At 60.8% G+C, this 22,864-nt stretch carries 20 protein-coding genes and 3 tRNA genes; 2 read left to right on the top strand and 21 right to left on the bottom strand.

The genetic code is table 11. The annotated features are described in order from the left end of the window. Nucleotides 1-56 precede the first annotated feature (56 nt). The 14 genes from KGA82_RS21155 to truA form a co-directional block, all read right to left on the bottom strand. Nucleotides 57-1,004, bottom strand: coding sequence for a FecR domain-containing protein (locus KGA82_RS21155; protein WP_223452297.1), 948 nt, complete (start codon nucleotides 1,002-1,004; stop codon nucleotides 57-59). Beyond that, the gene (locus tag KGA82_RS21150) at nucleotides 1,001-1,510 is read right to left on the bottom strand and encodes a sigma-70 family RNA polymerase sigma factor (protein ID WP_223452293.1); all 510 of its coding nucleotides are present in this window, start codon (nucleotides 1,508-1,510) and stop codon (nucleotides 1,001-1,003) included. The genes KGA82_RS21155 and KGA82_RS21150 overlap by 4 nt, the downstream gene beginning before the upstream one ends. A gap of 248 nt (nucleotides 1,511-1,758) precedes the next feature. Next, nucleotides 1,759-1,835 (bottom strand) — tRNA-Asp (locus KGA82_RS21145). 102 nt (nucleotides 1,836-1,937) lie between these two features. Continuing rightward, nucleotides 1,938-2,014 (bottom strand) — tRNA-Asp (locus KGA82_RS21140). A gap of 54 nt (nucleotides 2,015-2,068) precedes the next feature. Further along, a tRNA-Val gene (locus KGA82_RS21135) sits at nucleotides 2,069-2,144 on the bottom strand. 234 nt (nucleotides 2,145-2,378) lie between these two features. Next, entirely contained in the window at nucleotides 2,379-3,152 is a 774-nt protein-coding gene (locus tag KGA82_RS21130; RefSeq protein ID WP_223452290.1) for an SDR family oxidoreductase, read from the bottom strand. Next, the gene (locus KGA82_RS21125; RefSeq protein ID WP_223452288.1) at nucleotides 3,149-4,360 is read right to left on the bottom strand and encodes an O-succinylhomoserine sulfhydrylase; all 1,212 of its coding nucleotides are present in this window, start codon (nucleotides 4,358-4,360) and stop codon (nucleotides 3,149-3,151) included. Before KGA82_RS21125 ends, KGA82_RS21130 begins: the two co-directional genes overlap by 4 nt. A gap of 132 nt (nucleotides 4,361-4,492) precedes the next feature. Then, the gene (gene purF, locus KGA82_RS21120) at nucleotides 4,493-5,998 is read right to left on the bottom strand and encodes an amidophosphoribosyltransferase (RefSeq protein ID WP_007935163.1); all 1,506 of its coding nucleotides are present in this window, start codon (nucleotides 5,996-5,998) and stop codon (nucleotides 4,493-4,495) included. A gap of 41 nt (nucleotides 5,999-6,039) precedes the next feature. Next, nucleotides 6,040-6,600 (bottom strand): CvpA family protein, encoded by a 561-nt coding sequence (locus tag KGA82_RS21115; protein WP_008028275.1) that lies wholly within the window; start codon nucleotides 6,598-6,600, stop codon nucleotides 6,040-6,042. A 99-nt stretch (nucleotides 6,601-6,699) separates the two neighbouring features. Next, entirely contained in the window at nucleotides 6,700-7,365 is a 666-nt protein-coding gene (locus KGA82_RS21110; RefSeq protein WP_008037624.1) for an SPOR domain-containing protein, read from the bottom strand. Beyond that, nucleotides 7,349-8,656: a bifunctional tetrahydrofolate synthase/dihydrofolate synthase gene (folC, locus tag KGA82_RS21105; protein WP_008037626.1), complete on the bottom strand. Its 1,308-nt coding sequence runs from the start codon at nucleotides 8,654-8,656 to the stop codon at nucleotides 7,349-7,351. Before folC ends, KGA82_RS21110 begins: the two co-directional genes overlap by 17 nt. Then, nucleotides 8,653-9,573: an acetyl-CoA carboxylase, carboxyltransferase subunit beta gene (accD, locus tag KGA82_RS21100; protein WP_008028281.1), complete on the bottom strand. Its 921-nt coding sequence runs from the start codon at nucleotides 9,571-9,573 to the stop codon at nucleotides 8,653-8,655. Before accD ends, folC begins: the two co-directional genes overlap by 4 nt. Before the next feature lie 209 nt (nucleotides 9,574-9,782). Then, nucleotides 9,783-10,406: a phosphoribosylanthranilate isomerase gene (locus KGA82_RS21095; protein ID WP_008037628.1), complete on the bottom strand. Its 624-nt coding sequence runs from the start codon at nucleotides 10,404-10,406 to the stop codon at nucleotides 9,783-9,785. Nucleotides 10,407-10,469: 63 nt separating this feature from the next. Then, entirely contained in the window at nucleotides 10,470-11,294 is an 825-nt protein-coding gene (gene truA / locus KGA82_RS21090) for a tRNA pseudouridine(38-40) synthase TruA (protein WP_032828713.1), read from the bottom strand. A 190-nt stretch (nucleotides 11,295-11,484) separates the two neighbouring features. On the opposite strand from truA, the gene KGA82_RS21085 reads away from it, so the two are divergent. Next, nucleotides 11,485-12,144, top strand: a complete 660-nt coding sequence (locus tag KGA82_RS21085; RefSeq protein ID WP_223452333.1) for a M24 family metallopeptidase — start codon at nucleotides 11,485-11,487, stop codon at nucleotides 12,142-12,144. A gap of 162 nt (nucleotides 12,145-12,306) precedes the next feature. Here the strand turns inward: KGA82_RS21085 and KGA82_RS21080 are convergent, their stop codons facing one another. The 7 genes from KGA82_RS21080 to leuC all read right to left on the bottom strand — a co-directional run bounded on the left by KGA82_RS21080 (nucleotide 12,307) and on the right by leuC (nucleotide 21,761). Continuing rightward, nucleotides 12,307-14,946 (bottom strand): FimV/HubP family polar landmark protein, encoded by a 2,640-nt coding sequence (locus tag KGA82_RS21080; protein ID WP_223452286.1) that lies wholly within the window; start codon nucleotides 14,944-14,946, stop codon nucleotides 12,307-12,309. 208 nt (nucleotides 14,947-15,154) lie between these two features. Then, nucleotides 15,155-16,165: an aspartate-semialdehyde dehydrogenase gene (locus tag KGA82_RS21075; protein ID WP_008037634.1), complete on the bottom strand. Its 1,011-nt coding sequence runs from the start codon at nucleotides 16,163-16,165 to the stop codon at nucleotides 15,155-15,157. A 244-nt stretch (nucleotides 16,166-16,409) separates the two neighbouring features. After that, nucleotides 16,410-17,522, bottom strand: a complete 1,113-nt coding sequence (gene asd, locus KGA82_RS21070) for an aspartate-semialdehyde dehydrogenase (RefSeq protein WP_008037636.1) — start codon at nucleotides 17,520-17,522, stop codon at nucleotides 16,410-16,412. 68 nt (nucleotides 17,523-17,590) lie between these two features. Further along, complete coding sequence (leuB, locus tag KGA82_RS21065) at nucleotides 17,591-18,673, bottom strand: 3-isopropylmalate dehydrogenase (protein WP_192226354.1); 1,083 nt, start codon at nucleotides 18,671-18,673, stop codon at nucleotides 17,591-17,593. 79 nt (nucleotides 18,674-18,752) lie between these two features. After that, the gene (locus KGA82_RS21060; protein ID WP_192226352.1) at nucleotides 18,753-19,520 is read right to left on the bottom strand and encodes a class I SAM-dependent methyltransferase; all 768 of its coding nucleotides are present in this window, start codon (nucleotides 19,518-19,520) and stop codon (nucleotides 18,753-18,755) included. 167 nt (nucleotides 19,521-19,687) lie between these two features. Further along, entirely contained in the window at nucleotides 19,688-20,332 is a 645-nt protein-coding gene (gene leuD, locus KGA82_RS21055; RefSeq protein WP_008028298.1) for a 3-isopropylmalate dehydratase small subunit, read from the bottom strand. Between the two features lie 10 nt (nucleotides 20,333-20,342). Next, on the bottom strand, nucleotides 20,343-21,761 hold the full coding sequence (gene leuC, locus KGA82_RS21050) for a 3-isopropylmalate dehydratase large subunit (RefSeq protein ID WP_008028300.1): 1,419 nt from the start codon (nucleotides 21,759-21,761) through the stop codon (nucleotides 20,343-20,345). 146 nt (nucleotides 21,762-21,907) lie between these two features. On the opposite strand from leuC, the gene KGA82_RS21045 reads away from it, so the two are divergent. Next, a complete protein-coding gene (locus KGA82_RS21045; protein WP_008028303.1) occupies nucleotides 21,908-22,798 on the top strand; it encodes a LysR family transcriptional regulator in 891 nt (296 codons plus the stop codon). Nucleotides 22,799-22,864: the final 66 nt, after the last annotated feature.

Below are 22,864 nucleotides of genomic sequence, written 5' to 3'. Positions count from 1 at the left end.
TCTTGATTCGTTCACATGCCTTGAATGACAAGCGAGTCGAAAAAAGGGGACAGGCTTTACACACTATTTTTGCGCGGCAGCAACGTGACCCAGTAGCGGGTTCGGGAATGCACCTCCAGCGGCAGACTGGCCGCAAGCAGCGCGAGGACGCGATCCGTGTCGTCGAGACGGAAACTGCCGGTGACACGCAGGCTTTCCAGTTCAGGCTCCCAGCGCAGAACGCCCGGTCGGTAAGTGCCGAGTTCGCGCAGGAAATCCCCCAGCGGCTGGTTCTTCGCCATCAGCACGCCTTCACGCCAACCCGGCGCAAGTGCATCGAATGGCGTGATCGCGCCGACACCCGCCGCTTCAAGGCTGACCTGCTGCCCTTCGCGCAATGCCAGTGCCGGCCCATGCAGGGGCCGCAACTGCACGCTACCGTTGAACACCGACACCCGACAGCCGCGCGCCTCCTGGCGCACGCAGACTTCGCTCTGGCTGAGGATAACGTTGCCGAACTTCGTCTGGATCGTCAGCGGCGCAGTGCCCGGCACCTTCAGCGACAGCTCGCCTTCTATCAGCTTCACGCGGCGGTTCTGCACATCCACATCGACGGCACTGGCGGTATTGAGCTGCAAGGAACTGCCATCGGCGAGCTGCACCTTTTTGCGCTCGCCAGTGGCGGTGTGCAGGTCGGCACGCCAGACGTCCAGAGGCAATTGTCGACTGATCAGCCAGGCCGCCGGCACCAACGCCACGGCGCCCAATGCGCGCTTCAGCACTGCGCGTCGGCCAGGATCAGGGCGGTCCAGGCTGCTCAGCGCCAGCGCCGACGGCAGATCGGCGAAACGCTGACGCAAGGCCTGGGCCTTCTGCCAGGCCTGCTCGTGACTGGCGCAGGTGTCGCGCCAACGCTGCAAGTTCGCGCGGTCCTGCTCATTGGCGCCACCAGATTCGAGCAACGCAAGCCATTGTGCCGCAGCCCGGACGGCCTGACGGGGATCGGATGAAGACTGACTGTTCACAGTTCCACCAACAGGCAATGCTCGTAGGCTTGCGCCATGTAACGTTTGACCGTGCGCTCCGACACCCGCAGGCGCTCGGCGATTTGCTGGTAGTTCAAGCCTTCAAGCTGACTCCAGAGAAACGCTCGGCGCACCGCCCTTGGCAGTCCGTCGAGCAGCTCATCCAGTGCTTGCAGGGTTTCCAGCAGCAGCCAGCGCTGTTCGGGTGATGGCGCACAGTCTTCAGGCATCGACGCCAACGCAGCCAGATAGGCTTGCTCAAGGCTGCGACGCTGATAGAAGTTGCTCAACAGGCGTTTGCCGACGGTCAGCAGATAGGCACGGGGCTCTTGCAAGTCAGCGATGCGCTGAGAGCTGGCGAGCACACGCAAGAACGTATCCTGACTCAAATCCGCCGCATCACATCCGTTGCCCATGCGCCTTCTCAACCAGCCTTCCAGCCAGCCACGGTGATCGCGGTACAGGTCGTGGAGGGTTTGCTCCTTCGGCATCGCTGCATCACTCATCTCAAGAAGCCCTGTGCCAAGGAGTTATCGTAAATGAGAGTGATTCTAATTAATGTCAGAGCTACGAAGGAAGTCCTTTATGCAACGGACGTGCAGAAAGGTCATATGGGTAAGCGTGAAGTAGCATAAAAGCCAAATTTCAGACACAAAAAACCCCGGTCTTTCGACCAGGGTCTTTGCTATCGACTCGAAGATCACCAGAGGCTTCTTCGTAGCTCCAAGGCGTTCAGTGGGCCTTGAGGCAGATATGGCGCAGCGGACGGGACTCGAACCCGCGACCCCCGGCGTGACAGGCCGGTATTCTAACCGACTGAACTACCGCTGCGTATCGCTTTGGACTTGCGTCCTAACTCGTCTGATTGAAGCTTCGAGACTTTTCAATCTCTCTTTCAATCTCAAATCAGGGATAAACCTGACTTGGAAAATATGGCGCAGCGGACGGGACTCGAACCCGCGACCCCCGGCGTGACAGGCCGGTATTCTAACCGACTGAACTACCGCTGCGCGTCGGTGGAGGCTTTTCAGCTTCCCTCCTGCTTTCGCAAGAGTCTCAAGAAGTGGTGGGTGATGACGGGATCGAACCGCCGACATTCTGCTTGTAAGGCAGACGCTCTCCCAGCTGAGCTAATCACCCTTTGCTTCTCTGAGGCCGCGAAATTTACGCACCTAACGAAGCTAAGTCAATAGCAGGATTGAAGTTTTTCTGAAAAAGACAAAATCGTGTCATCCCTGGGGATGTGCACGACCGTCAGACCGCTTCGCGAGCAGGCTCGCTCCCACAGTGGACCGCGTTTTTAATGTGGGAGCGAGCCTGCTCGCGAAGAGGCCGGGACATTAGGCATCAATGCAGAAGACCGCCTCCGCACTGCTATTCGCTGTAAATCATCTTCTTGGTCATGCCGCCATCGACCACAAACTCCTGGCCCGTGACGAAACCCGCATTCTTCGACAGCAACCAGGCAACCATCGCCGCCACGTCCTCGACCGTCCCTACCCTGCCCGCCGGATGCTGCGCATGGTCGGCTTCGGTCAGTGGTTCGGCACGCCGCACCCCAGGGTCTCGCGCATCGATCCAGCCAGGGCTGACGGCGTTGACGCGAATTTCCGGCCCGAGGCTGATCGCCAAGGCATGAGTCAAGGCCAGCAGACCGCCCTTGCTCGCCGCATAGGCCTCCGTGTCGGGTTCCGACTGCCCGGCGCGGGTCGAGGCCAGGTTGACGATCGCACCGCTGTGAGCACGCAGGTACGGCGCACAGTGCTTGGCCAGCAGCATCGGCCCGCTGAGGTTTACCGCCAGTACCCGATTCCAGTAAGACAGATCGAGGCTTTCCAGGGTGATGTTGTGCGGATCGGCCACTGCCGCGTTGCACACCAGCGCATCCAGACGCCCGAACTGCCCCAGCACTTCGGCAACACCCAACGCCACCTGCCCTTCGTTCGAGACGTCCATGGCGATGAACCAGGCGTTGTCGCCCAGCACCTTCGCCACTTTCGAACCGCGCACCCGATCCAGGTCCGTCAGCACCACCTGCCAGCCTTCGCTGATCAGCCAGGCCGCGATCCCCAGACCAATGCCTCGCGCAGCACCGGTGACCAGTGCAACGCGACCATTGGAAGCGGACGATGTGGACAATTCGATCACAAGGCAGCCAACCCGCGCGCCAGATCAGCCTGCAGGTCGGCCACGTCTTCCAGACCGACCGCAATGCGGATCAGGCTGTCACGAATGCCCGCGGCTTCACGCTCTTGCGGCGCCAGACGGCCGTGGGAGGTGGTGCTCGGGTGGGTGATGGTGGTCTTGCTGTCGCCAAGGTTGGCGGTGATCGAAATCAATCGGGTTGCATCGATAAAGCGCCACGCGCCCTCTTTGCCGCCCTTGACCTCGAAACTCACCACGGCGCCGAAACCTTTCTGCTGACGCAGTGCCAGCGCATGCTGCGGATGGCTTTTCAGGCCGGCGTAATGGACTTTCTCGATACCGTCCTGCTGCTCCAGCCACTCGGCCAGTTGCTGGGCATTGGCGCAGTGCGCCTTCATGCGCAGGTTCAGGGTTTCCAGGCCTTTGAGGAAGATCCACGCGTTGAACGGGCTCAAGGTTGGCCCGGCGGTGCGCAGGAAACCGACCACTTCTTTCATCTGCTCACTGCGACCGGCCACTACGCCGCCCATGCAACGGCCCTGGCCGTCGATGAACTTGGTCGCCGAGTGCACGACAATGTCCGCGCCCATCTTCAGCGGCTGCTGCAGTGCAGGCGTGCAGAAGCAGTTGTCGACCACCAGCATCGCGCCTTTGGCGTGAGCGATTTTCGCCAGTTCGGCGATATCCACCAGCTCGGCCAGCGGATTGGACGGCGACTCGACGAACAGCAATTTGGTGTTGGCCTTGATCGCCTCGTCCCAGCCGGACAGATCCGCCAGAGGCACGTAATCGACTTCGATGCCGAAGCGCTTGAAGTACTTCTCGAACAGGCTGATGGTCGAACCGAACACGCTGCGCGAGACCAGCACATGATCGCCGGCGCTGCACAGACTCATCACCACCGCCATGATGGCGGCCATGCCAGTGGCGGTGGCCACGGCTTGCTCGGCGCTTTCCAGGGCGGCAATGCGCTCTTCGAACGCGCGCACGGTCGGGTTGGTGTAGCGCGAGTAAACGTTGCCCGGCACTTCCCCGGCAAAACGTGCGGCCGCGTCGGCGGCGGTACGGAATACATAGCTGGAAGTGAAGAACATCGGATCACCGTGTTCGCCTTCCGGCGTGCGGTGCTGACCGGCGCGTACGGCCAGGGTATCGAACGCTACGCCTTCGAGGTCGCTGTCCAGCCGACCGGCATCCCAATCCTGACTCATGCTGTCACTCCTTTCCCTACTCGCTAATAGATACAAAAACGGCCTGTAGGAGCATGGCTTGCCCGCGAAGGGGCCTTTGGGAACACCAAAAGCTTCGCGGGCAAGCCTCGCTCCTACAGGCCGCGCGTTTACTCAGTTGTTGTACAGATCAATGATCGCGCTGACTGCCTGCGTCTTGACCTTGGAGGCATCGTTACGTGCCTGCTCGATCTTGTTCAGGTAAGCCTCGTCAACGTCGCCGGTCACGTACTGGCCGTCGAACACCGCGCAATCGAACTTGTCGATCTTGATCTTGCCGCCACCGACCGCTTCGATCAAGTCAGGCAAGTCCTGATAGATCAGCCAGTCTGCGCCGATCAGATCCGCGACGTCCTGGGTCGAACGGTTATGGGCGATCAGCTCATGAGCGCTCGGCATGTCGATGCCGTAGACGTTCGGGTAGCGAACGGCCGGTGCCGCGGAGCAGAAGTAGACGTTTTTGGCGCCAGCTTCGCGGGCCATCTGGATGATTTGCTTGCAAGTGGTGCCGCGAACGATCGAGTCATCCACCAGCATCACGTTCTTGCCGCGGAATTCCAGTTCGATGGCGTTGAGCTTCTGGCGTACGGATTTTTTCCGTGCAGCCTGGCCCGGCATGATGAAGGTACGACCGATATAACGGTTCTTCACGAAGCCTTCGCGGAACTTCACGCCCAGGTGGTTCGCCAGCTCCAGCGCAGCGGTACGGCTGGTGTCCGGAATAGGGATAACCACGTCGATGTCGTGATCCGGACGCTCGCGCAGGATCTTCTCGGCGAGCTTCTCACCCATGCGCAGACGGGCTTTATAAACCGAGACACCGTCGATGATCGAGTCCGGACGCGCCAGGTAGACGTGTTCGAAGATGCACGGAGTCAGGGACGGGTTGGTCGCGCACTGACGGGTGTGCAGCTTGCCGTCTTCAGTGATGTAGACCGCTTCGCCCGGTGCCAGGTCGCGAATCAGGGTGAAACCGAGCACGTCCAGGGACACGCTTTCGGAGGCGATCATGTACTCCACGCCTTCGTCGGTGTGACGCTGACCGAAAACGATCGGACGGATGCCGTGCGGGTCGCGGAAACCGACGATGCCGTAACCGGTCACCATCGCCACGACAGCGTAACCACCGACGCAACGGTTGTGCACGTCAGTGACGGCAGCGAACACGTCTTCTTCGGTAGGCTGCAACTTGCCACGCTGGGCCAGTTCGTGCGCGAACACGTTGAGCAGCACTTCCGAATCGGAATTGGTGTTGACGTGGCGCAGGTCAGATTCGTAAATCTCCTTGGCCAGCTGTTCAACGTTGGTCAGGTTACCGTTGTGCGCCAGGGTGATGCCGTAAGGCGAGTTGACGTAGAACGGTTGAGCTTCGGCCGAGGTCGAGCTGCCCGCGGTCGGGTAACGCACATGGCCAATGCCCATGTGACCGACCAGACGCTGCATGTGACGCTGATGGAACACGTCACGCACCAGGCCATTGTCCTTGCGCAGGAATAACCGGCCGTCATGGCTGGTCACGATACCGGCAGCGTCCTGGCCGCGGTGCTGGAGGACGGTTAGCGCGTCATACAGCGCCTGATTGACGTTCGACTTACCGACGATACCGACGATGCCACACATGCGACGCAACCCCTACTTAATGGATCTGAACTGAACACAACTCACTGAGGCGTTTTGGCCGTCGGCAAGAGGTGCTCCTTGAACGGTATTTCAGCGGGTACGCTGATACCGCTGGCAAGCCACTGACTGCTCCACCCGAGAATCAGGTTTTTGGACCAGTCTGCGACCAATAGAAATTTTGGCACGAGTTGCGACTGTTGCCACCACCCGTCCTGCTGTACCGGCCCCAGGCTCAACAGCCCGACCGCCACGACCACCAGCAACACGCCACGCGCGGCGCCGAAGGCCATGCCGAGGAATCGATCGGTCCCGGACAACCCGGTGACGCGAACCAATTCGCCGATAAGATAATTGATCATTGCGCCTACGATCAGCGTGGCGACAAACATTATTGCGCAGCCCGTGATCACACGTGCCGATGGCGTTTCGATGTATCCGGCGAGGTATTCGGACAATGCACCACCGAACATCCAGGCGACGACTCCTGCGATGATCCAGGTCACCAGCGATAATGCTTCTTTGACGAAGCCGCGGCTCAGACTGATCAATGCGGAGATGGCGACGATTGCAACGATCGCCCAGTCAACCCAGGTAAATGGCACAGTGCAGCCTACAGACGGATAAGGCGGCGCATTTTAGCAGAGCCCATGCTTATCGGTAAGCTGCGATTGTCAGTGCATTTCAAATCGGGTCGATAGTTTTCAACCGCGCTCAGGCTGGAAGCGCACCACAAAACCCTTGAGGTTCTGTTGGCGGTTCAATAAGTCGCGCAGACGATCGGCTTCCGCACGCTCGATCAGCGGCCCGACGAACACCCGATTCTTGCCGTCAGCCGTGCGAATGTAGGCGTTGTAGCCTTGGCTGCGCAGGGTTTTTTGCAGGTTTTCTGCGCTGGCACGGCTCGACAGGCTGGCCAGTTGCACCGACCAGCTGACCGACAGGCCATTGGCGTCGACGCGGCTTTGAGTAGTATCCGGCTTACCCGGTGCGGCGGTAATCGGCTGGCTCGGCGCAGTCGTCGGTTTGTTGACCGGAGCCGGTGCCGGAGGCGGCGTTACCGGTTTTGCGGCAGGCGCAGGTGCGACGGGCGCAGTCGGCGCGATCGGCATTACGGGCTCTTCCTGCTGCGCGATGTCGTCATCACTCGGCACAGGCTCCTGCGGCAAGACTTGCGGCTCAGGCACCGCCACCGGCTCAACCTGCACCTGCGGCACCGAAGGCGCTTGCGGGGCGGCTGGCGCTTCGACCGTCACCTGACGCTGCTCATCCTGACGGGAAAACAGCATCGGCAGGAAAATCACCGCCAGCGCCACCAGCACCAGGGCGCCGACCATGCGCTGTTTGTAAGCCTTATCCAGCAATGCCATTTGCCGCTTCCTCCGTGGAGCGCCGGGCCAGCCATTCAAGGGCCTCGGCAACACAATAAAATGATCCGAACAACAGAATTTCGTCGTCGCTCGTCGCCAGCGCGCACTGCCCTTCCAGGGCGGCGGCCACGCTGTCATAGGACGCGACTGAAGCACCGAGGTTGTGCAGCACCCCGTGCAAATCGGCGACCGGTCGTGCCCGCGGCGAATCCAGCGGCGCAACAGCCCAGTGCTGGACACTAGCATTCAATTCGCCGACAACACCATCCAGATCCTTGTCCGCCAGCAATCCAAACACCGCCAGACGCTTGCCGGCCGGCGGTCGGCTCGCCAAACGACGGGCCAGGTATTCGGCGGCGTGAGGGTTATGCCCCACATCCAGCAACAGGTTCAGACGCTTGCCCTGCCAGTCGAACTGGCGGCGGTCGAGACGACCAACCACCCGCGTGGCTTTCAGCGCATCAATAATCTGCGCATCGACCCAGGGCAAACCGAGCAACAGGTACGCCTGCAACGCCAGCGCGGCGTTTTCCATCGGCAGATCGAGCAACGGCAGATCATGCAACTCGACTACACGTCCTTGAGCGTCAAGACCGCGCCATTGCCAGTTGTGATCGGTGACACCGAGGTCAAAATCGCGTCCCCGCAGGAAAAACGGGCAAGCCAGCTCGCGCGCCTTGTCCAGCAGAGGTTGAGGAGGATTCAGGTCGCCACAGAGCGCAGGCGCGCCCTGGCGGAAGATACCGGCCTTTTCATAGGCCACTGACTCACGGGTGTCGCCCAGATAATCCGCGTGATCCACGCCGATGCTGGTCACCAGCGCCATGTCGGCATCCACCACGTTGACCGTGTCCAGTCGCCCGCCCAGACCGACTTCCAGCACCACGGCATCCAGCGCTGACCGTTGAAACAGCCAGAACGCCGCCAGGGTGCCCATTTCGAAGTAAGTCAGGGAGGTTTCGCCACGCCCTGCCTCTACCGCAGCAAAGGCTTCGCACAGCTCGGCATCCGTCGCTTCGACGCCGTTGACCTGCACCCGCTCGTTGTAACGCAGCAGGTGCGGAGAATTGTAGACACCAACCTTCAGACCCTGCGCCCGCAGCAATGAAGCCACGAATGCGCAGGTGGAACCCTTGCCGTTGGTGCCGGTGACCGTGATCACCCGAGGCGCCGGCTTGCCCAGCCCCATGCGGGACGCTACCTGTTGCGAGCGCTCAAGGCCCATGTCGATGGCCGAAGGGTGCAACTGCTCAAGGTAGGCGAGCCACTCGCCAAGGGTGCGTTGGGTCATATGTTTGCAGGCACCGGCGGAACGACGATCGGCTCGATTGGCGCGGCGACGAATTTCGGCGTCGGCTTGCCGGTCAGTTGCGCCAGCAGGTTACCCAGGCGCGGACGCAGTTCCTGACGGTGAATGATCATGTCGATCGCACCGTGCTCCAGCAGGAATTCGCTGCGCTGGAAGCCTTCCGGCAGTTTTTCGCGAACGGTTTGCTCGATCACGCGTGGACCGGCGAAGCCGATCAGGGCTTTCGGCTCGCCGACGATCACGTCGCCAAGCATCGCCAGGCTGGCGGAGACGCCGCCGTAGACCGGATCGGTCAGCACGGAGATGAACGGAATGCCTTCTTCACGCAGACGCGCCAGTACCGCAGAGGTCTTGGCCATTTGCATCAGGGAAATCAGGGCTTCCTGCATCCGCGCACCGCCGGAAGCGGCGAAGCAGATCATCGGGCATTTGTTTTCCAGGGCGTAGTTGGCGGCGCGTACGAAGCGCTCACCGACGATCGCACCCATGGAACCGCCCATGAAGGAGAATTCGAAGGCCGAAACCACCACCGGCATGCCCAGCAGGGTGCCGCTCATGGAGATCAGCGCGTCTTTTTCGCCGGTCTGCTTTTGCGCAGCGGTCAGGCGGTCCTTGTACTTCTTGCCGTCGCGAAACTTCAGACGGTCGACTGGCTCCAGGTCCGCACCCAGCTCGCTGCGGCCTTCGGCGTCGAGGAAGATGTCGATACGGGCGCGAGCGCCGATACGCATGTGGTGGTTGCACTTCGGGCAAACGTCCAGGGTCTTTTCCAGCTCCGGACGATACAGCACAGCCTCGCAAGACGGGCATTTGTGCCACAGACCTTCAGGCACCGAGCTCTTCTTGACCTCGGAACGCATGATCGAAGGGATCAGTTTGTCTACTAACCAGTTGCTCATGCTTTCTTTCTCCAGTACCGGCGGCCCGAACGCTCTGGTTCGCAGCCCCGCGTATGCCCTTGAGCTAAATTCATGTGTGTGGCGATGATCGGTGGGTGGCCGGGTCAGTGAAGCGTGACCTGCGTACAACCCATCAATCCTCAGCCGTGCCTGCTTTGTGCAGCGCAGTGCATTTTGGGACGGCGGCAGTCTGCCAGCCGTCACATCAACTACTTGCTGCTGCGTACTGCGTTAATGAATGCCTGAATCTTTGCGTGATCCTTGATGCCCTTGCTCGCCTCTACTCCACCACTGACGTCCACGGCGTAAGGCCGAACCCGGGCAATCGCTTCGCCGACGTTGTCCGGCGTCAAACCGCCCGCCAGGATGATCGGCTTGCTCAAGCCTTGCGGTATCAGAGACCAGTCGAACGCTTCGCCGGTTCCGCCAGGTACACCTTCAACGTAGGCGTCGAGCAGGATACCGCTGGCACTTGGAAACGCATTGCATGCCGCCGCAATGTCGTCGCCCGCCTTGACCCGCAGCGCCTTGATGTACGGCCGATGCCAGCCTTCACAGTCGGCAGCGGTTTCGTCGCCATGGAACTGCAACAGGTCCAGCGGCACGGCGTCGAGCAACTCTCCCAACTCGCAACGGCTGGCGTTGACGAACAAACCCACGGTCGTCACGAACGGCGGCAGCGCCTTGATGATGTCGCGCGCTTGCTGGAACGTCACAGCCCGCGGGCTCTTGGCGTAAAACACAAACCCGATGGCATCAGCCCCGGCCTCGACCGCCGCCAACGCATCTTCTATGCGGGTAATCCCGCAAATCTTGCTGCGAACGGCTGACATGTCGATAAAACCTCAGGGTAAATCCGAGAAAGTCCCGGATGGTAACAAATGCGTTCGAGGGCGTCAGCCGTCAAGTTCGGTGAAACCGGTCAGGAAGTGTGGGCCAATGTAACGTTCAGGCAATTCGAACTCGTCGCGGTACTCGACCTGCACCAGATACAGGCCGAATGGATGCGCCGTTACCCCGCCAGAACGGCGAATGCGGCTCTCCAGCACTTCCTTCATCCACTCCACCGGACGCTCACCGGCGCCGATGGTCATCAATACACCGGCAATGTTACGCACCATGTGGTGCAGGAAGGCGCTGGCGCGGATATCCAGCACGATCATCTTGCCGTGACGCGTGACGCGCAGGTGATGCAGCTCCTTGACCGGCGATTTGGCCTGGCACTGGCCGGCGCGAAAAGCGCTGAAGTCGTGGGTGCCGACCAGGTATTGCGCAGCCTCGGCCATGCGCTCGACGTCGAGCGGACGGTGATTCCAGGTAATTTCTTCGTTCAGGTGCGCCGGACGGATCTGATCGTTGTAGATCACATAGCGATAGCGCCGGGCGATGGCCTTGAACCGCGCATGGAAATGCGCCGGCATGACCTTGGCCCAACTGACGCTGACGTCGTGGGGCAAGTTGATGTTGGCGCCCATGACCCAGGCTTTCATCGACCGCTCGACCTGTGTGTCGAAATGCACCACCTGCCCGCACGCATGCACGCCGGCGTCCGTGCGCCCGGCGCACAGCAGCGACACGGGTGAGTCGGCAACTTTGGACAAGGCGTTTTCCAGGGTTTCCTGCACCGTGAGCACACCGGAAGCCTGACGCTGCCAGCCGCGATAGCGAGAGCCTTTGTATTCAACGCCCAACGCGATGCGGAAAAAGCCGTCGGCCGCCATTTCGGCGGCCGGGTTATCTATATTTGCCAAGGAGTGACAGCCTGCTGATCTACGCAAAGGCGGGCATTATAAGGCCGCCGGACCGGGACGCCAGAGGCGTGTGTCGTTTGTGCCGTTGCAGTGTCCACACAGACTTCGCTATATAGATAACTACACAACGAAAAAAACAGTACACCACCGAGACCTGATGATGAATGCACCTCTCAAAGAAGCCGTCGGCCTGGCGTACAGCCTGGAAGGCATGCTGCACGCCAAACGCAAGACGTGGGAAGCCATCGACGAAATGGCCCGACGCATCAAACCCGGCATGCGTGAGTCCGAGGCACTGGCCATGAGCCTCGACGTATTGAACGAGCTGGGAATGGACCGCATCTGGCACCCGTCAAAGATCCGCTTTGGCGAAAACACCCTGAAAACCTTCAAGCAACGCTCCGAAGGCGATCCGGTACTGGCCGAGAACGACATTTTCTTTATCGACCTCGGCGTGGTCTGGGATCGCCATGAAGGCGACTCCGGCGCAACGTTCGTCGTCGGCGACGATTCCGAGATGAAGGCGTGCGCGACGGCCGCGAAGACCTTGTTCGATCAGGTTCACGATTACTGGCGAACCCGGCAGGTGGCCGGTCCCGAGCTGTATCGCTACGCCGACGAACAGGCGACGGCGATGGGCTGGAAGCTGAACCTGGAAATCAAGGGGCACCGGGTCAGTGATTTCCCCCATGCGATTTATCGCGCCGGGGATCTGGGGAATTTCGAGGAATGTCCGAATGTGGGGTTATGGATTCTGGAAATCCAGATCGCCCACCCTACCCGGCCGTTTGGTGCGTTTTATGAGGATTTGCTGGTCTGAACCAAAAAGCTTCGCGGGCAAGCCTCGCTCCTACGCGAATCACCAAACCTGTAGGAGCGAGGCTTGCCCGCGAAGACACCTCAACAGACACCATCGCATTATCGGTAAAACAAAAACGGCAGCCTCAATGGGCTGCCGTTTTGTTTATGCCTTACCGATCACTCAAGCCAGACGCGAAAGCATTTCCTTGGCTTCGCTCTTCTGACCCGCGTCACCTTCGCTGACCACCTCATTGAGGATGTCCCGCGCGCCATCGGCGTCGCCCATGTCGATGTAGGCCTGGGCCAAATCGAGCTTGGTGGCGACTTCGTCGGTGCCGGAGAGGAAATCGAATTCCGGCTCATCAGCGGCGGAAGCCAATGCGTCTTCGGCAGTGAAGGTCGGCTCGCCAATGCTCTGCGACAGACGATCCAGCTCGGCGTTGACGTCATCCAGCTCAGCGGCAAATGCATCCGGAGCGTCCATTTCATCGGCCAGCGACAGATCGAAATCCGCCGGCAGCTCCAGATCATCCAGCGCGACCTCAGGAGCGGCGGCTGGCACTTCCACGGCAGGCAAGCCCTTGACGTCGTCATCCAGGCTCAACAGGAAATCGTCTTCATCGAGGATCCCTGGCGACGGATCGGCACCGAGGTCCATGTCCAGATCGAAGTCCGACAGGTCGTCGAGGTTTTCCTTGATTTCAGTCTGTTGCTGCAACACCGACTCAAAGCTCAGGTCGTCGTCCAGCGGGAATTCATCCAGTTCGGCCAAAGCCTCTGGTTCTGGCTCAGGCGTCGGCTCAGGCGCAGCCACCACAGGAACGACGTTTTCCAGATCATCCAGACTCAAATCAAACGCGCTGTCGAAGTCGTCATCGGCCAGTGCCGGCGCCGGCTCTTCGGACTCGTCCATCAACAGCTCTTTGACGTACTCGGCGTCCAGTTCGGCAGCGACGGCCGCAGCAGCCAGACCACCCGCCACGACGACCGCCATGGCCGGGAAGCGGCTTTTCAGCTCTTCGACACGGGCGAAGTTTTCGCCGTTGGCCACGAGCTGACGCTCCTGGGCCACGAACGCGTCGCGGTCGCCCTGCTGGCCATAGACTTCCATCAGCTTCAGACGCAGGTCACTGCGCTGAGGCTCCTGCTTGATGCCATCTTCCAGCAACGCCGCCGCCTGATTCAGGCGACCGGCGGCCATGTGCGACTGCGCCTTGGTCAGCACGTCGTCATCACGATCAGCGGCAGGCGCGACCAGTGGCGCGGCAATCGGCGGCATGACCACCACTGGCTCAATGACCGGTGCCGGTGCCGGAGCGGGAGCCGGGGTTGGCGCGGGTGCAGGAGCTGGCGCGGTCGCGAGCTTCACGCTTGGCGGCGGCACTTCCAGACCTTCGAAGCTGCTTTCAGGCAAATCCAGATCAGCGGAGAAATCCTGCTCCTCGGACAAGGCACGGGCCATCCGCAGGTGTTTCTCGGCTTCCTGCTGGGCTTTGCGGCGACGGGCCAGCAACAGCAGCAACAGCAGCAGAACCACTGCCCCACCGCCGACCAGACCCAGCAGCACCGGATTGGTCAGCAGGTCGTTGAATTTCTGATCGTCAGACGCGGCTGGCGCTGGCTCGACAGGCGTTTCAGCCGGAGCTGGCGCCGCCTCAGGAGCGGCCGCCACCGGGGCTGGCGTTACAGGCGCAGGGCTCGGCGTCAATTCGGCCGAGATCGCCGGGGCCGCCGCAACAGCAGCAGCCGGCGCACCCGCAGCACCTTCGGCCTGCATCTTGGCCAGTTGATTGTTCTTCAGCTCGATCAGGCGTTGCAGCTTGTCCAGCTGACTTTGCAGATCGGTCATGCGGCTTTTCAGTTCAGCGTTGTCACGACGGGTCGTGTCGAGGCTTTCCTGGGCCAGGGCCAGTTTGTTGCTCAAGGCCTTCGCATCACCTGCAGCACCTTTGCCACCGGCCTTGCCGGACTCGGCAGACACCAGGCTCAGTTTGTCCTTGGCGGGCTGCACGGGAGCGCCTTCAGCGCGAGGGCGCTTGGTCGCGTCGAGTTGCTGCTGCCCTGCTCCAGGCTTCGCCACATAGCGACGCCCCTGACGCCACGCAGTGTTCTGCGCAGCGACTTCGGCAATGGCTTTGGGTTGCGGCACGCTGGCGACTTGCGTCTGATCCGGCAGGCGCAGCACCTGACCGGTTTTCAGCAAGTTGATGTTGCCGTTGATGAAGGCATCCGGGTTCAGCGCCTGGATGGCCAGCATGGTTTGCTGAACCGAGCCGCCATTGCGCGCCTTCGCAGCGATTTCCCAGAGGGTATCGCGCGGCGTGGTGGTGTATTGGGTCGGTTTGGTAGCGCCGGTCACCGGTGCAGTGACGGTCTGAGTCGGTGCCGGCTGCGCAGCCGCTTCAGCGGTTTGCGGCGAGAATTTGGACGGATCGAGCAGCACGCTGTAATCGCGCAGCAGGCGACCGTTGGGCCACATCACCTGAACCAGGAATTTCACCATCGGTTCGGACAGCGGCTTGCTGGAGGTCACGCGCAAGACGCTTTTGCCACTGGCGTTGAGCACCGGGGTGAAGCTCAGGTCATTGAGGAATGCCTGACGGTCGACACCGGCCTTGGCGAAATCTTCGGGCGACGCCAGGCTCGGCACCAATTCGGCAGCCGTGAGTTCCTTGACGTCGAGCAATTCGATTTCCGCCACCAGCGGCTGGTTCAGCGACGACTTCAGGGTCAATTCCCCGAGCCCGAGCGCATGCGCCATACCGGAGGACAGCGCCGAGGCGGCCGCTATTGCTAACACCAGTTTGCGAACTTGAACCATAGCCTCATCCTTTGTTTGAACATTCCTCGGCCAGCGAGAAGGTGTTGATAGTCGCTGCCGTAAGGCATTGCGCGCGGCGGCGAAGGGTCGTCGCGCGCGATCATTTCTTTCATGCCCCGGAAAGCCTCGCAGGGTGGCTTGCCTTCAGCAATCCGGTCGAGCATGACGCCCGACCAGAATCATTCTGCAAATTGTTGCCAAGTATCTTTTACAGCAGGTCTTTTATCAACAATTCAGCCACCTGCACAGCATTGAGCGCCGCGCCTTTGCGTACGTTATCTGACGTCAGCCACACATTAAGTTCCGACGGGTCGTCGATTCCAGCGCGAACCCGACCGACGTAGACCACATCCTGCCCTACCGCATCGCCGACCGGCGTCGGGTAATCGCCGGCTTCCACCAGCTCGATACCCGGAGCGTCTTCCAGCGCCGCGTTGACTTTTACCAGGTCCACAACGCTTGCAGACTGCAGGGTCACGTTAAAGCTATCGCCAAAAAACACCGGGGCTTGAATGCAAGTGACGGAAATCTTTAATGAAGGCAAGGCCATGACCTGACGCAGCTCACGCACCAGACGCTTTTCCAGCAGCGTATGGCCGTTTTCATCCGGCTTGCCGACTTGCGCCAGCAGGTTGAAGGCCATCTGCCGATCGAAAAAACTCGGCTCCAGCGGACGCACATTGAGCAGCTCGGCGGTTTGCCGGGCCAGCTCTGTAACGGCTTCGCGGCCCTGGGCAGAAACGGCCAGGCTGGCGGTCACATTGACGCGCTGCAGATCGAGCAGACCGAGCAAGGGTGCGAGCACCACGGCCAAGGTGGTGGCCGACGGGCTCGGGCTGCTGACCTGGAATGGCTTTTTCAGACCGGCCAGAACCTGAGCATTGGCTTCCGGCACCACCTGCGGCGCCTGATCGGCAGGCAAGGCGCCCGACAGATCGATCAGCGAGCAACCGGCCGCCGTGGCGCGCGAGGCGAAACTCAAGGTCACCGCCGGACCTGCGGCGAAGAACACCAGCTGTACTTTGCTGAAATCGAACTCATCGACCTCCCGCACCCGCACGTTCTTGCCGCGAAACGGCACCGAATGACCGGCGGACTCGCTGCTGGCCAGCAGGTGCAGGTTACCGACCGGAAAGTCGCGTTCTTCGAGAATCTGCACGAGCGTTTCGCCGACAGTACCGGTGGCGCCGATCACGGCAATATCAAAGGACTGGCTCATGGTTGCACCTCTGGCGAAACGGGGGGAGCGGCACTTTACCGGGTGGGTGGCGTGCAGGCAATTCTGCCAAGGGTTTGCGGCGCCTGTACCGGCCCCTTCGCGGGCAAGCCTCGCTCCTACATGGGATTGCGCCGCACCTGTAGGAGCGAGGCTTGCCCGCGAAGAGGCCCTTTCTGGCGACACAACACCCATAAAAAAACCCGCGCCCCTTTCAAGGCGCGGGTTCTTTGTTTACATCAATTGATCAACGCTCAAGCAGAATCCGCAGCATGCGACGCAGCGGCTCGGCCGCGCCCCACAGCAGCTGGTCGCCAACGGTGAACGCGCCGACGAACTGCGAACCCATGTTCAGCTTGCGCAGACGGCCAACCGGAACATTCAGGGTGCCGGTAACCTTGGTCGGACTCAGCTCCTGCATGCTGATGTCGCGGTTGTTCGGCACCAGCTTGACCCAAGGGTTGTGCTGGCTGATCAACCCTTCGATGTCGGCGATCGGCACGTCTTTGTTCAGCTTGATGGTCAGTGCCTGGCTGTGGCAGCGCATGGCGCCGACGCGCACGCAGATGCCATCGACCGGGATCGGGCTCTTGAAGCGACCGAGGATCTTGTTGGTCTCGGCCTGGGCCTTCCACTCTTCGCGGCTCTGACCGTTCGGCAGTTCCTTGTCGATCCACGGGATCAGGCTGCCGGCCAGCGGTACGCCGAAGTTCTCGGTCGGGTACGCGTCGCTGCGCATGGCTTCGGCCACACGGCGGTCGATGTCGAGGATGGCGCTGGCCGGGTCGGCCAGTTGATCGGCGACAGCGCCGTGGGTCACGCCCATTTGCTTGATCAGTTCACGCATGTGCTGCGCGCCGCCACCGGAGGCTGCCTGATAAGTCATGGCGCTCATCCACTCGACCAGGCCGGCTTCGAACAGACCGCCCAGGCCCATCAGCATCAGGCTGACGGTGCAGTTGCCGCCGATGTAGTTCTTGGTGCCCGCGTCGAGCTGCTGGTCGATGACCTTGCGGTTGACCGGGTCCAGCACGATGACCGCGTCATCCTGCATGCGCAGGCTGGAAGCGGCGTCGATCCAGTAACCCTGCCAGCCGGCTTCGCGCAGCTTCGGGAAGACTTCGCTGGTGTAGTCGCCACCCTGGCAGGTCAGAATCACGTCGAGGGTTTTCAGCTCTTCAATGCTGTAAGCGTCCTTGAGCGGAGCAATGTCCTTGCCCACGGACGGGCCTTGGCCACCGACATTGGAAGTGGTGAAAAACACCGGCTCGATAAGATCGAAATCCTGCTCTTCCAGCATCCGCTGCATGAGCACGGAACCGACCATACCGCGCCAACCGATCAGACCTACACGTTTCATCGCAACTACACCTTCTTGAAAAGTGGGCCGCTGCTTTCGAAGTGGAAAGTGGCAGCGGGCCCCAGAGATTACAGATTCCGCAGCGCGGCGACTACTGCGTCACCCATTTCCTGCGTACCGACTTTAGTGCAACCGGTCGACCAGATGTCGCCCGTCCGCAGGCCCTGATCCAGCACCAGGCTCACGGCTTTCTCGATGGCATCCGCTGCATCCGACTGGTTGAAGCTGTAACGCAACATCATCGAAACCGACAAAATGGTCGCCAGCGGGTTGGCGATGCCCTTGCCCGCGATGTCCGGAGCCGAACCGTGGCACGGCTCGTACATGCCTTTGTTATGGGTATCCAGCGATGCCGACGGCAGCATGCCGATGGAACCGGTGAGCATCGACGCCTGGTCGGACAGGATATCGCCGAACATGTTGTCGGTGACGATCACGTCGAACTGCTTCGGTGCGCGCACCAGTTGCATGGCCGCGTTGTCGACGTACATGTGGCTCAGTTCGACTTCCGGGTAATCCTTGGCCACTTCTTCGACGATTTCACGCCACAGCTGGCTGGAAGCCAACACGTTGGCCTTGTCCACCGAGCACAGCTTCTTGCCGCGCACCATGGCCATGTCGAAACCGACACGGGCGATGCGGCGGATTTCGCTTTCGCTGTACGGCAGCGTGTCGTAGGACTGACGCTCGCCGTTTTCCAGGGTGCGGGTGCCACGCGGCGCGCCGAAGTAGATGCCGCCGGTCAGCTCGCGAACGATCAGGATGTCCAGGCCGGAAACGATTTCGGCTTTCAGGCTGGAAGCTTCGGCCAGTTGCGGGTACAGGATCGCCGGACGCAGGTTGCCGAACAGGCCCAGTTGCGCACGAATCTTCAGCAGACCACGCTCAGGGCGGATGTCACGCTCGATGGTGTCCCATTTCGGGCCGCCCACGGCGCCCAGCAAAACAGCATCGGCGGCGCGAGCACGCTCCAGGGTTTCGTCAGCCAGAGGCACGCCGTGCTTGTCGATGGCGGCGCCACCAATCACGTCGTGGCTCAGTTCGAAGCCCAGGCTGTACTTGTCGTTGGCCAGTTCCAGCACCTTGACCGCTTCGGCCATGATTTCCGGGCCAATACCGTCACCTGGGAGAATCAGAATCTGCTTGCTCATGCTTTCCTCATGTCATCAGTCGGTGTGCCCTTGGGCACGCCCGGAAAAATTCTATCGCTCGGCGCTTATGTTTCCGAGCTTATCGTTCAGCCATCAGTACCAGTACATCGGTACTGAACGAACCATCGGCCTCAATCTCAAAATATTCGCGTACTTCGTTGCCCATCGACTGCTGCAACTCGAGGATCGCGGCGCGCATCACTTGTGGTGTGCGCATGCGCTCGACCCAACTGGTGTACTCCAGACGCAGGCGCTGACGCGTGGTGCTGCGAGTGTGCAACCCCGCCTCGCTGACCTGACGCAGCCACTCGCCGGCGGAATAATCGCGCACATGGCTGGTGTCGCGCAGCACTTCGACACTTTGCAGGTAAGTGTCGAACAACGGGCTGCCCGGTGACAACACGTCGATGAACGCCGCCACGCCGCCCGGCTTCAACACCCGCCGGACTTCACGCAGGGCCAGGCCGAGATCGCTCCAATGGTGCGCCGAATAACGGCTGAAGACGAAGTCGAATTCGCCATCGGCGAATGGCAACCGCTCAGCGGCACCCAGGACCGTAGACACGTTGCCCAACCCACGATCAGCGGCAGCACCGGCGACCACGTCGAGCATTTGCTGCGACAGATCGTAAGCCACCACTTCCTTGACCAGCGACGCCACGTGAAAACTCACGTGACCGGCGCCGCAACCGAGGTCCAGCACGCGGGCATCGCCCTGCCCGGCCAGCTCAGCCTGTAGCAGCGCAAATTCAGTGCCTTGAGCGTGGACGGCGCTGCTCAGGTAGGCCGAGGCCTGTTCGCCGAATTGCTTTTGGACTACCTGACTGTGCTGAGCGGTGCTGGTCATGTGGACTTCCTTTTTCGGGTGAGTCTTGGGGTGTTTTTTCGGGCCTCTTCGCGGGCAAGTCGGATCGCCGCACCGCTCGCTCCTACAGGTATTGCGCTGTCCTTGTAGGAGCGAGCGGTGCGGCGATCCGACTTGCCCGCGAAGGCGTCATCACGCCTTACGCAAACTTACGCGTCGCGAAACAACCAAGGCTGGCTCGCACGGTGCTTGGCTTCAAACGATGCAATCGCCTCGTGATCCTGCAAAGTCAGGCCGATGTCATCGAGGCCGTTGACCAGGCAATGCTTGCGGAACTCGTCAAGCTCGAAGCTGTAGACCTTGCCGTCCGGCCGGGTCACGGTCTGGGCTTGCAGGTCGATCTTCAACTCGTAGCCAGGATTCGCCTCGACCTGCTGGAACAGTTCATCCACTTCAGCGTCGCTCAGGATGATCGGCAGCAAGCCGTTCTTGAAGCTGTTGTTGTAGAAAATGTCGGCATAGCTCGGCGCAATGATGCTGCGGAAACCGTACTCTTCCAGCGCCCACGGCGCGTGCTCGCGGCTGGAGCCGCAACCGAAGTTTTCGCGGGCCAACAAGACGCTGGCGCCCTGGTAACGCTCGGCGTTGAGGACGAAATCCTTGTTCAGCGGACGCTTGGAGTTGTCCTGGTAGGCATAACCCACGTCCAGGTAGCGCCATTCGTCAAACAGGTTCGGGCCAAAACCGGTGCGCTTGATCGACTTCAAGAACTGCTTCGGAATGATCTGGTCGGTGTCGACGTTGGCACGATCCAATGGCGCAACCAAACCGGTGTGTTGGGTAAAAGCTCTCATGTGCGGTTCCTCAGATCAGTTCGCGAACGTCGATGAAACGACCGTTGACGGCAGCCGCCGCGGCCATGGCCGGGCTGACCAGGTGCGTACGGCCACCGGCGCCCTGACGCCCTTCGAAGTTGCGGTTGGAGGTCGATGCGCAATGCTCGCCCGACTCCAAACGGTCCGGGTTCATCGCCAGGCACATCGAGCAACCCGGTTCACGCCACTCGAAACCGGCTTCGAGGAAAATCTTGTCCAGGCCTTCGGCCTCGGCTTGCGCCTTCACCAGGCCCGAGCCCGGCACCACGATGGCTTGCTTGATGGTCGAAGCCACTTTGCGGCCCTTGGCGATCACCGCCGCAGCGCGCAGGTCTTCGATCCGCGAGTTGGTGCAGGAGCCAATGAACACGCGGTCCAGTTGAATGTCGGTGATCGCCTGATTGGCGGTCAAACCCATGTACTTCAGGGCGCGCTCGATGGAACCGCGCTTGACCAGGTCCATTTCTTTCGCCGGGTCCGGCACGTTCTGATCGACCGCCAACACCATCTCGGGCGAAGTGCCCCAGCTGACTTGAGGCTTGATCTGAGTGGCGTCCAGCTCGACGACGGTGTCGAACACCGCATCAGCGTCGGAAACCAGGTCTTTCCAGGCTTCGACAGCGAGGTCCCATTCCGCGCCTTTCGGGGCAAACGGACGGCCTTTCACGTACGCCACGGTTTTTTCATCCGCCGCCACCAGACCTACGCGAGCGCCAGCCTCGATGGACATGTTGCAGATGGTCATGCGGCCTTCGATAGACAAGTCGCGAATGGCGCTGCCGGCAAACTCGATGGCGTGGCCATTACCGCCGGCGGTGCCGATCTTGCCGATGACCGCGAGCACGATGTCCTTGGCGGTCACGCCGAACGGCAGTTTGCCTTCGACCGACACCAGCATATTCTTCATTTTCTTGGCGACCAGGCACTGCGTGGCGAACACGTGCTCGACCTCGGAAGTGCCGATGCCATGGGCCAGGGCGCCAAACGCGCCGTGAGTCGAGGTGTGCGAGTCGCCGCAGACCACGGTCATGCCCGGCAAGGTTGCGCCCTGCTCCGGACCGATCACGTGAACGATGCCCTGGCGCACGTCATTCATTTTGAATTCGGTGATGCCATATTCATCGCAGTAGTCGTCGAGGGTCTGAACCTGCAAGCGCGAGACCTGATCGGTAATCGCTTCGATGCCGCCCTTGCGATCCGGAGTGGTCGGTACGTTGTGGTCCGGCGTAGCGATGATCGAGTCGACGCGCCAAGGCTTGCGCCCGGCCAGACGCAGGCCTTCGAAAGCTTGGGGCGAAGTCACTTCATGGATGATGTGGCGGTCGATATAGATCAGCGACGACCCATCGTCGCGCCGTTTCACTTCATGGGAATCCCAAAGCTTGTCGTAAAGCGTTTTGCCGGCCATCAGACGGTCCTCATCAGCGTATTTCTATGCCCTGGGTCTTGAGAGATTCAATAACCCTTTGGCTTGTGAGGTCGATCCTAGGGGGTTACATTAAATAACTCAAATTCATATTTTTTATGCTTTGGATAACCAACTGGAATACAACGATGGACCTGGCCAACCTTAATGCCTTTATTGCCATTGCCGAGACAGGAAGCTTCTCCGGTGCCGGCGAACGGCTGCACCTGACGCAACCGGCTATCAGCAAACGGATCGCCGGGCTGGAGCAGCAATTGAAGGTGCGACTGTTTGATCGACTGGGCCGCGAAGTCGGCCTGACCGAAGCCGGACGCGCCCTGCTGCCACGGGCTTATCAGATTCTGAACGTGCTAGACGACACCCGCCGCGCCCTGACTAACCTGACTGGCGAAGTGACCGGCCGCCTGACGCTGGCCACCAGTCACCACATCGGCCTGCACCGTTTGCCGCCCTTGTTAAGGGAATTCACCCGACGCTACCCACAAGTGGCGCTGGATATTCAGTTCCTCGATTCGGAAGTGGCCTACGAAGAAATCCTCCACGGTCGCGCCGAGCTGGCCGTCATCACCCTCGCGCCCGAGCCTCATGCCCTGGTCAAGGCCACGCCGGTGTGGGACGACCCGCTGGATTTCGTGGCCGCGCCGGAGCATTCACTGATCAGCAATGGCGCGGTCAGCCTGGCGGACATCGCCCTGCATCCGGCGGTGTTCCCCGGTGGCAACACCTTTACTCACCATATCGTCCGGCGCCTGTTCGAAGCCCAAGGCTTGACGCCGAACATCGCCATGAGCACGAATTATCTGGAAACCATCAAGATGATGGTGTCGATCGGCCTGGCCTGGAGCGTGTTGCCGCGCACAATGCTTGACGATCAGGTTGCGCGAATACCTTTGCCCGGCATACAACTGACTCGCCAGCTAGGCTATATCTTGCACACCGAACGGACGCTGTCGAACGCAGCACGGGCTTTTATGGCCTTGCTGGATGCACAACTCGATCTGCCAGGGACTCAAGGCTAATTTGTGCTACTCCTATAGAGCCTCAAATACCTGCGCCTAACGCCCCATTCAGCCCAAGGCCTGCCA

Origin of the sequence: Pseudomonas sp. BF-RE-22 (genome assembly GCF_019956155.1) — a bacterium.
In the GTDB taxonomy this organism is placed as follows: domain Bacteria; phylum Pseudomonadota; class Gammaproteobacteria; order Pseudomonadales; family Pseudomonadaceae; genus Aquipseudomonas; species Aquipseudomonas migulae.
This window is presented reverse-complemented; position numbering and strand designations above follow the sequence as displayed.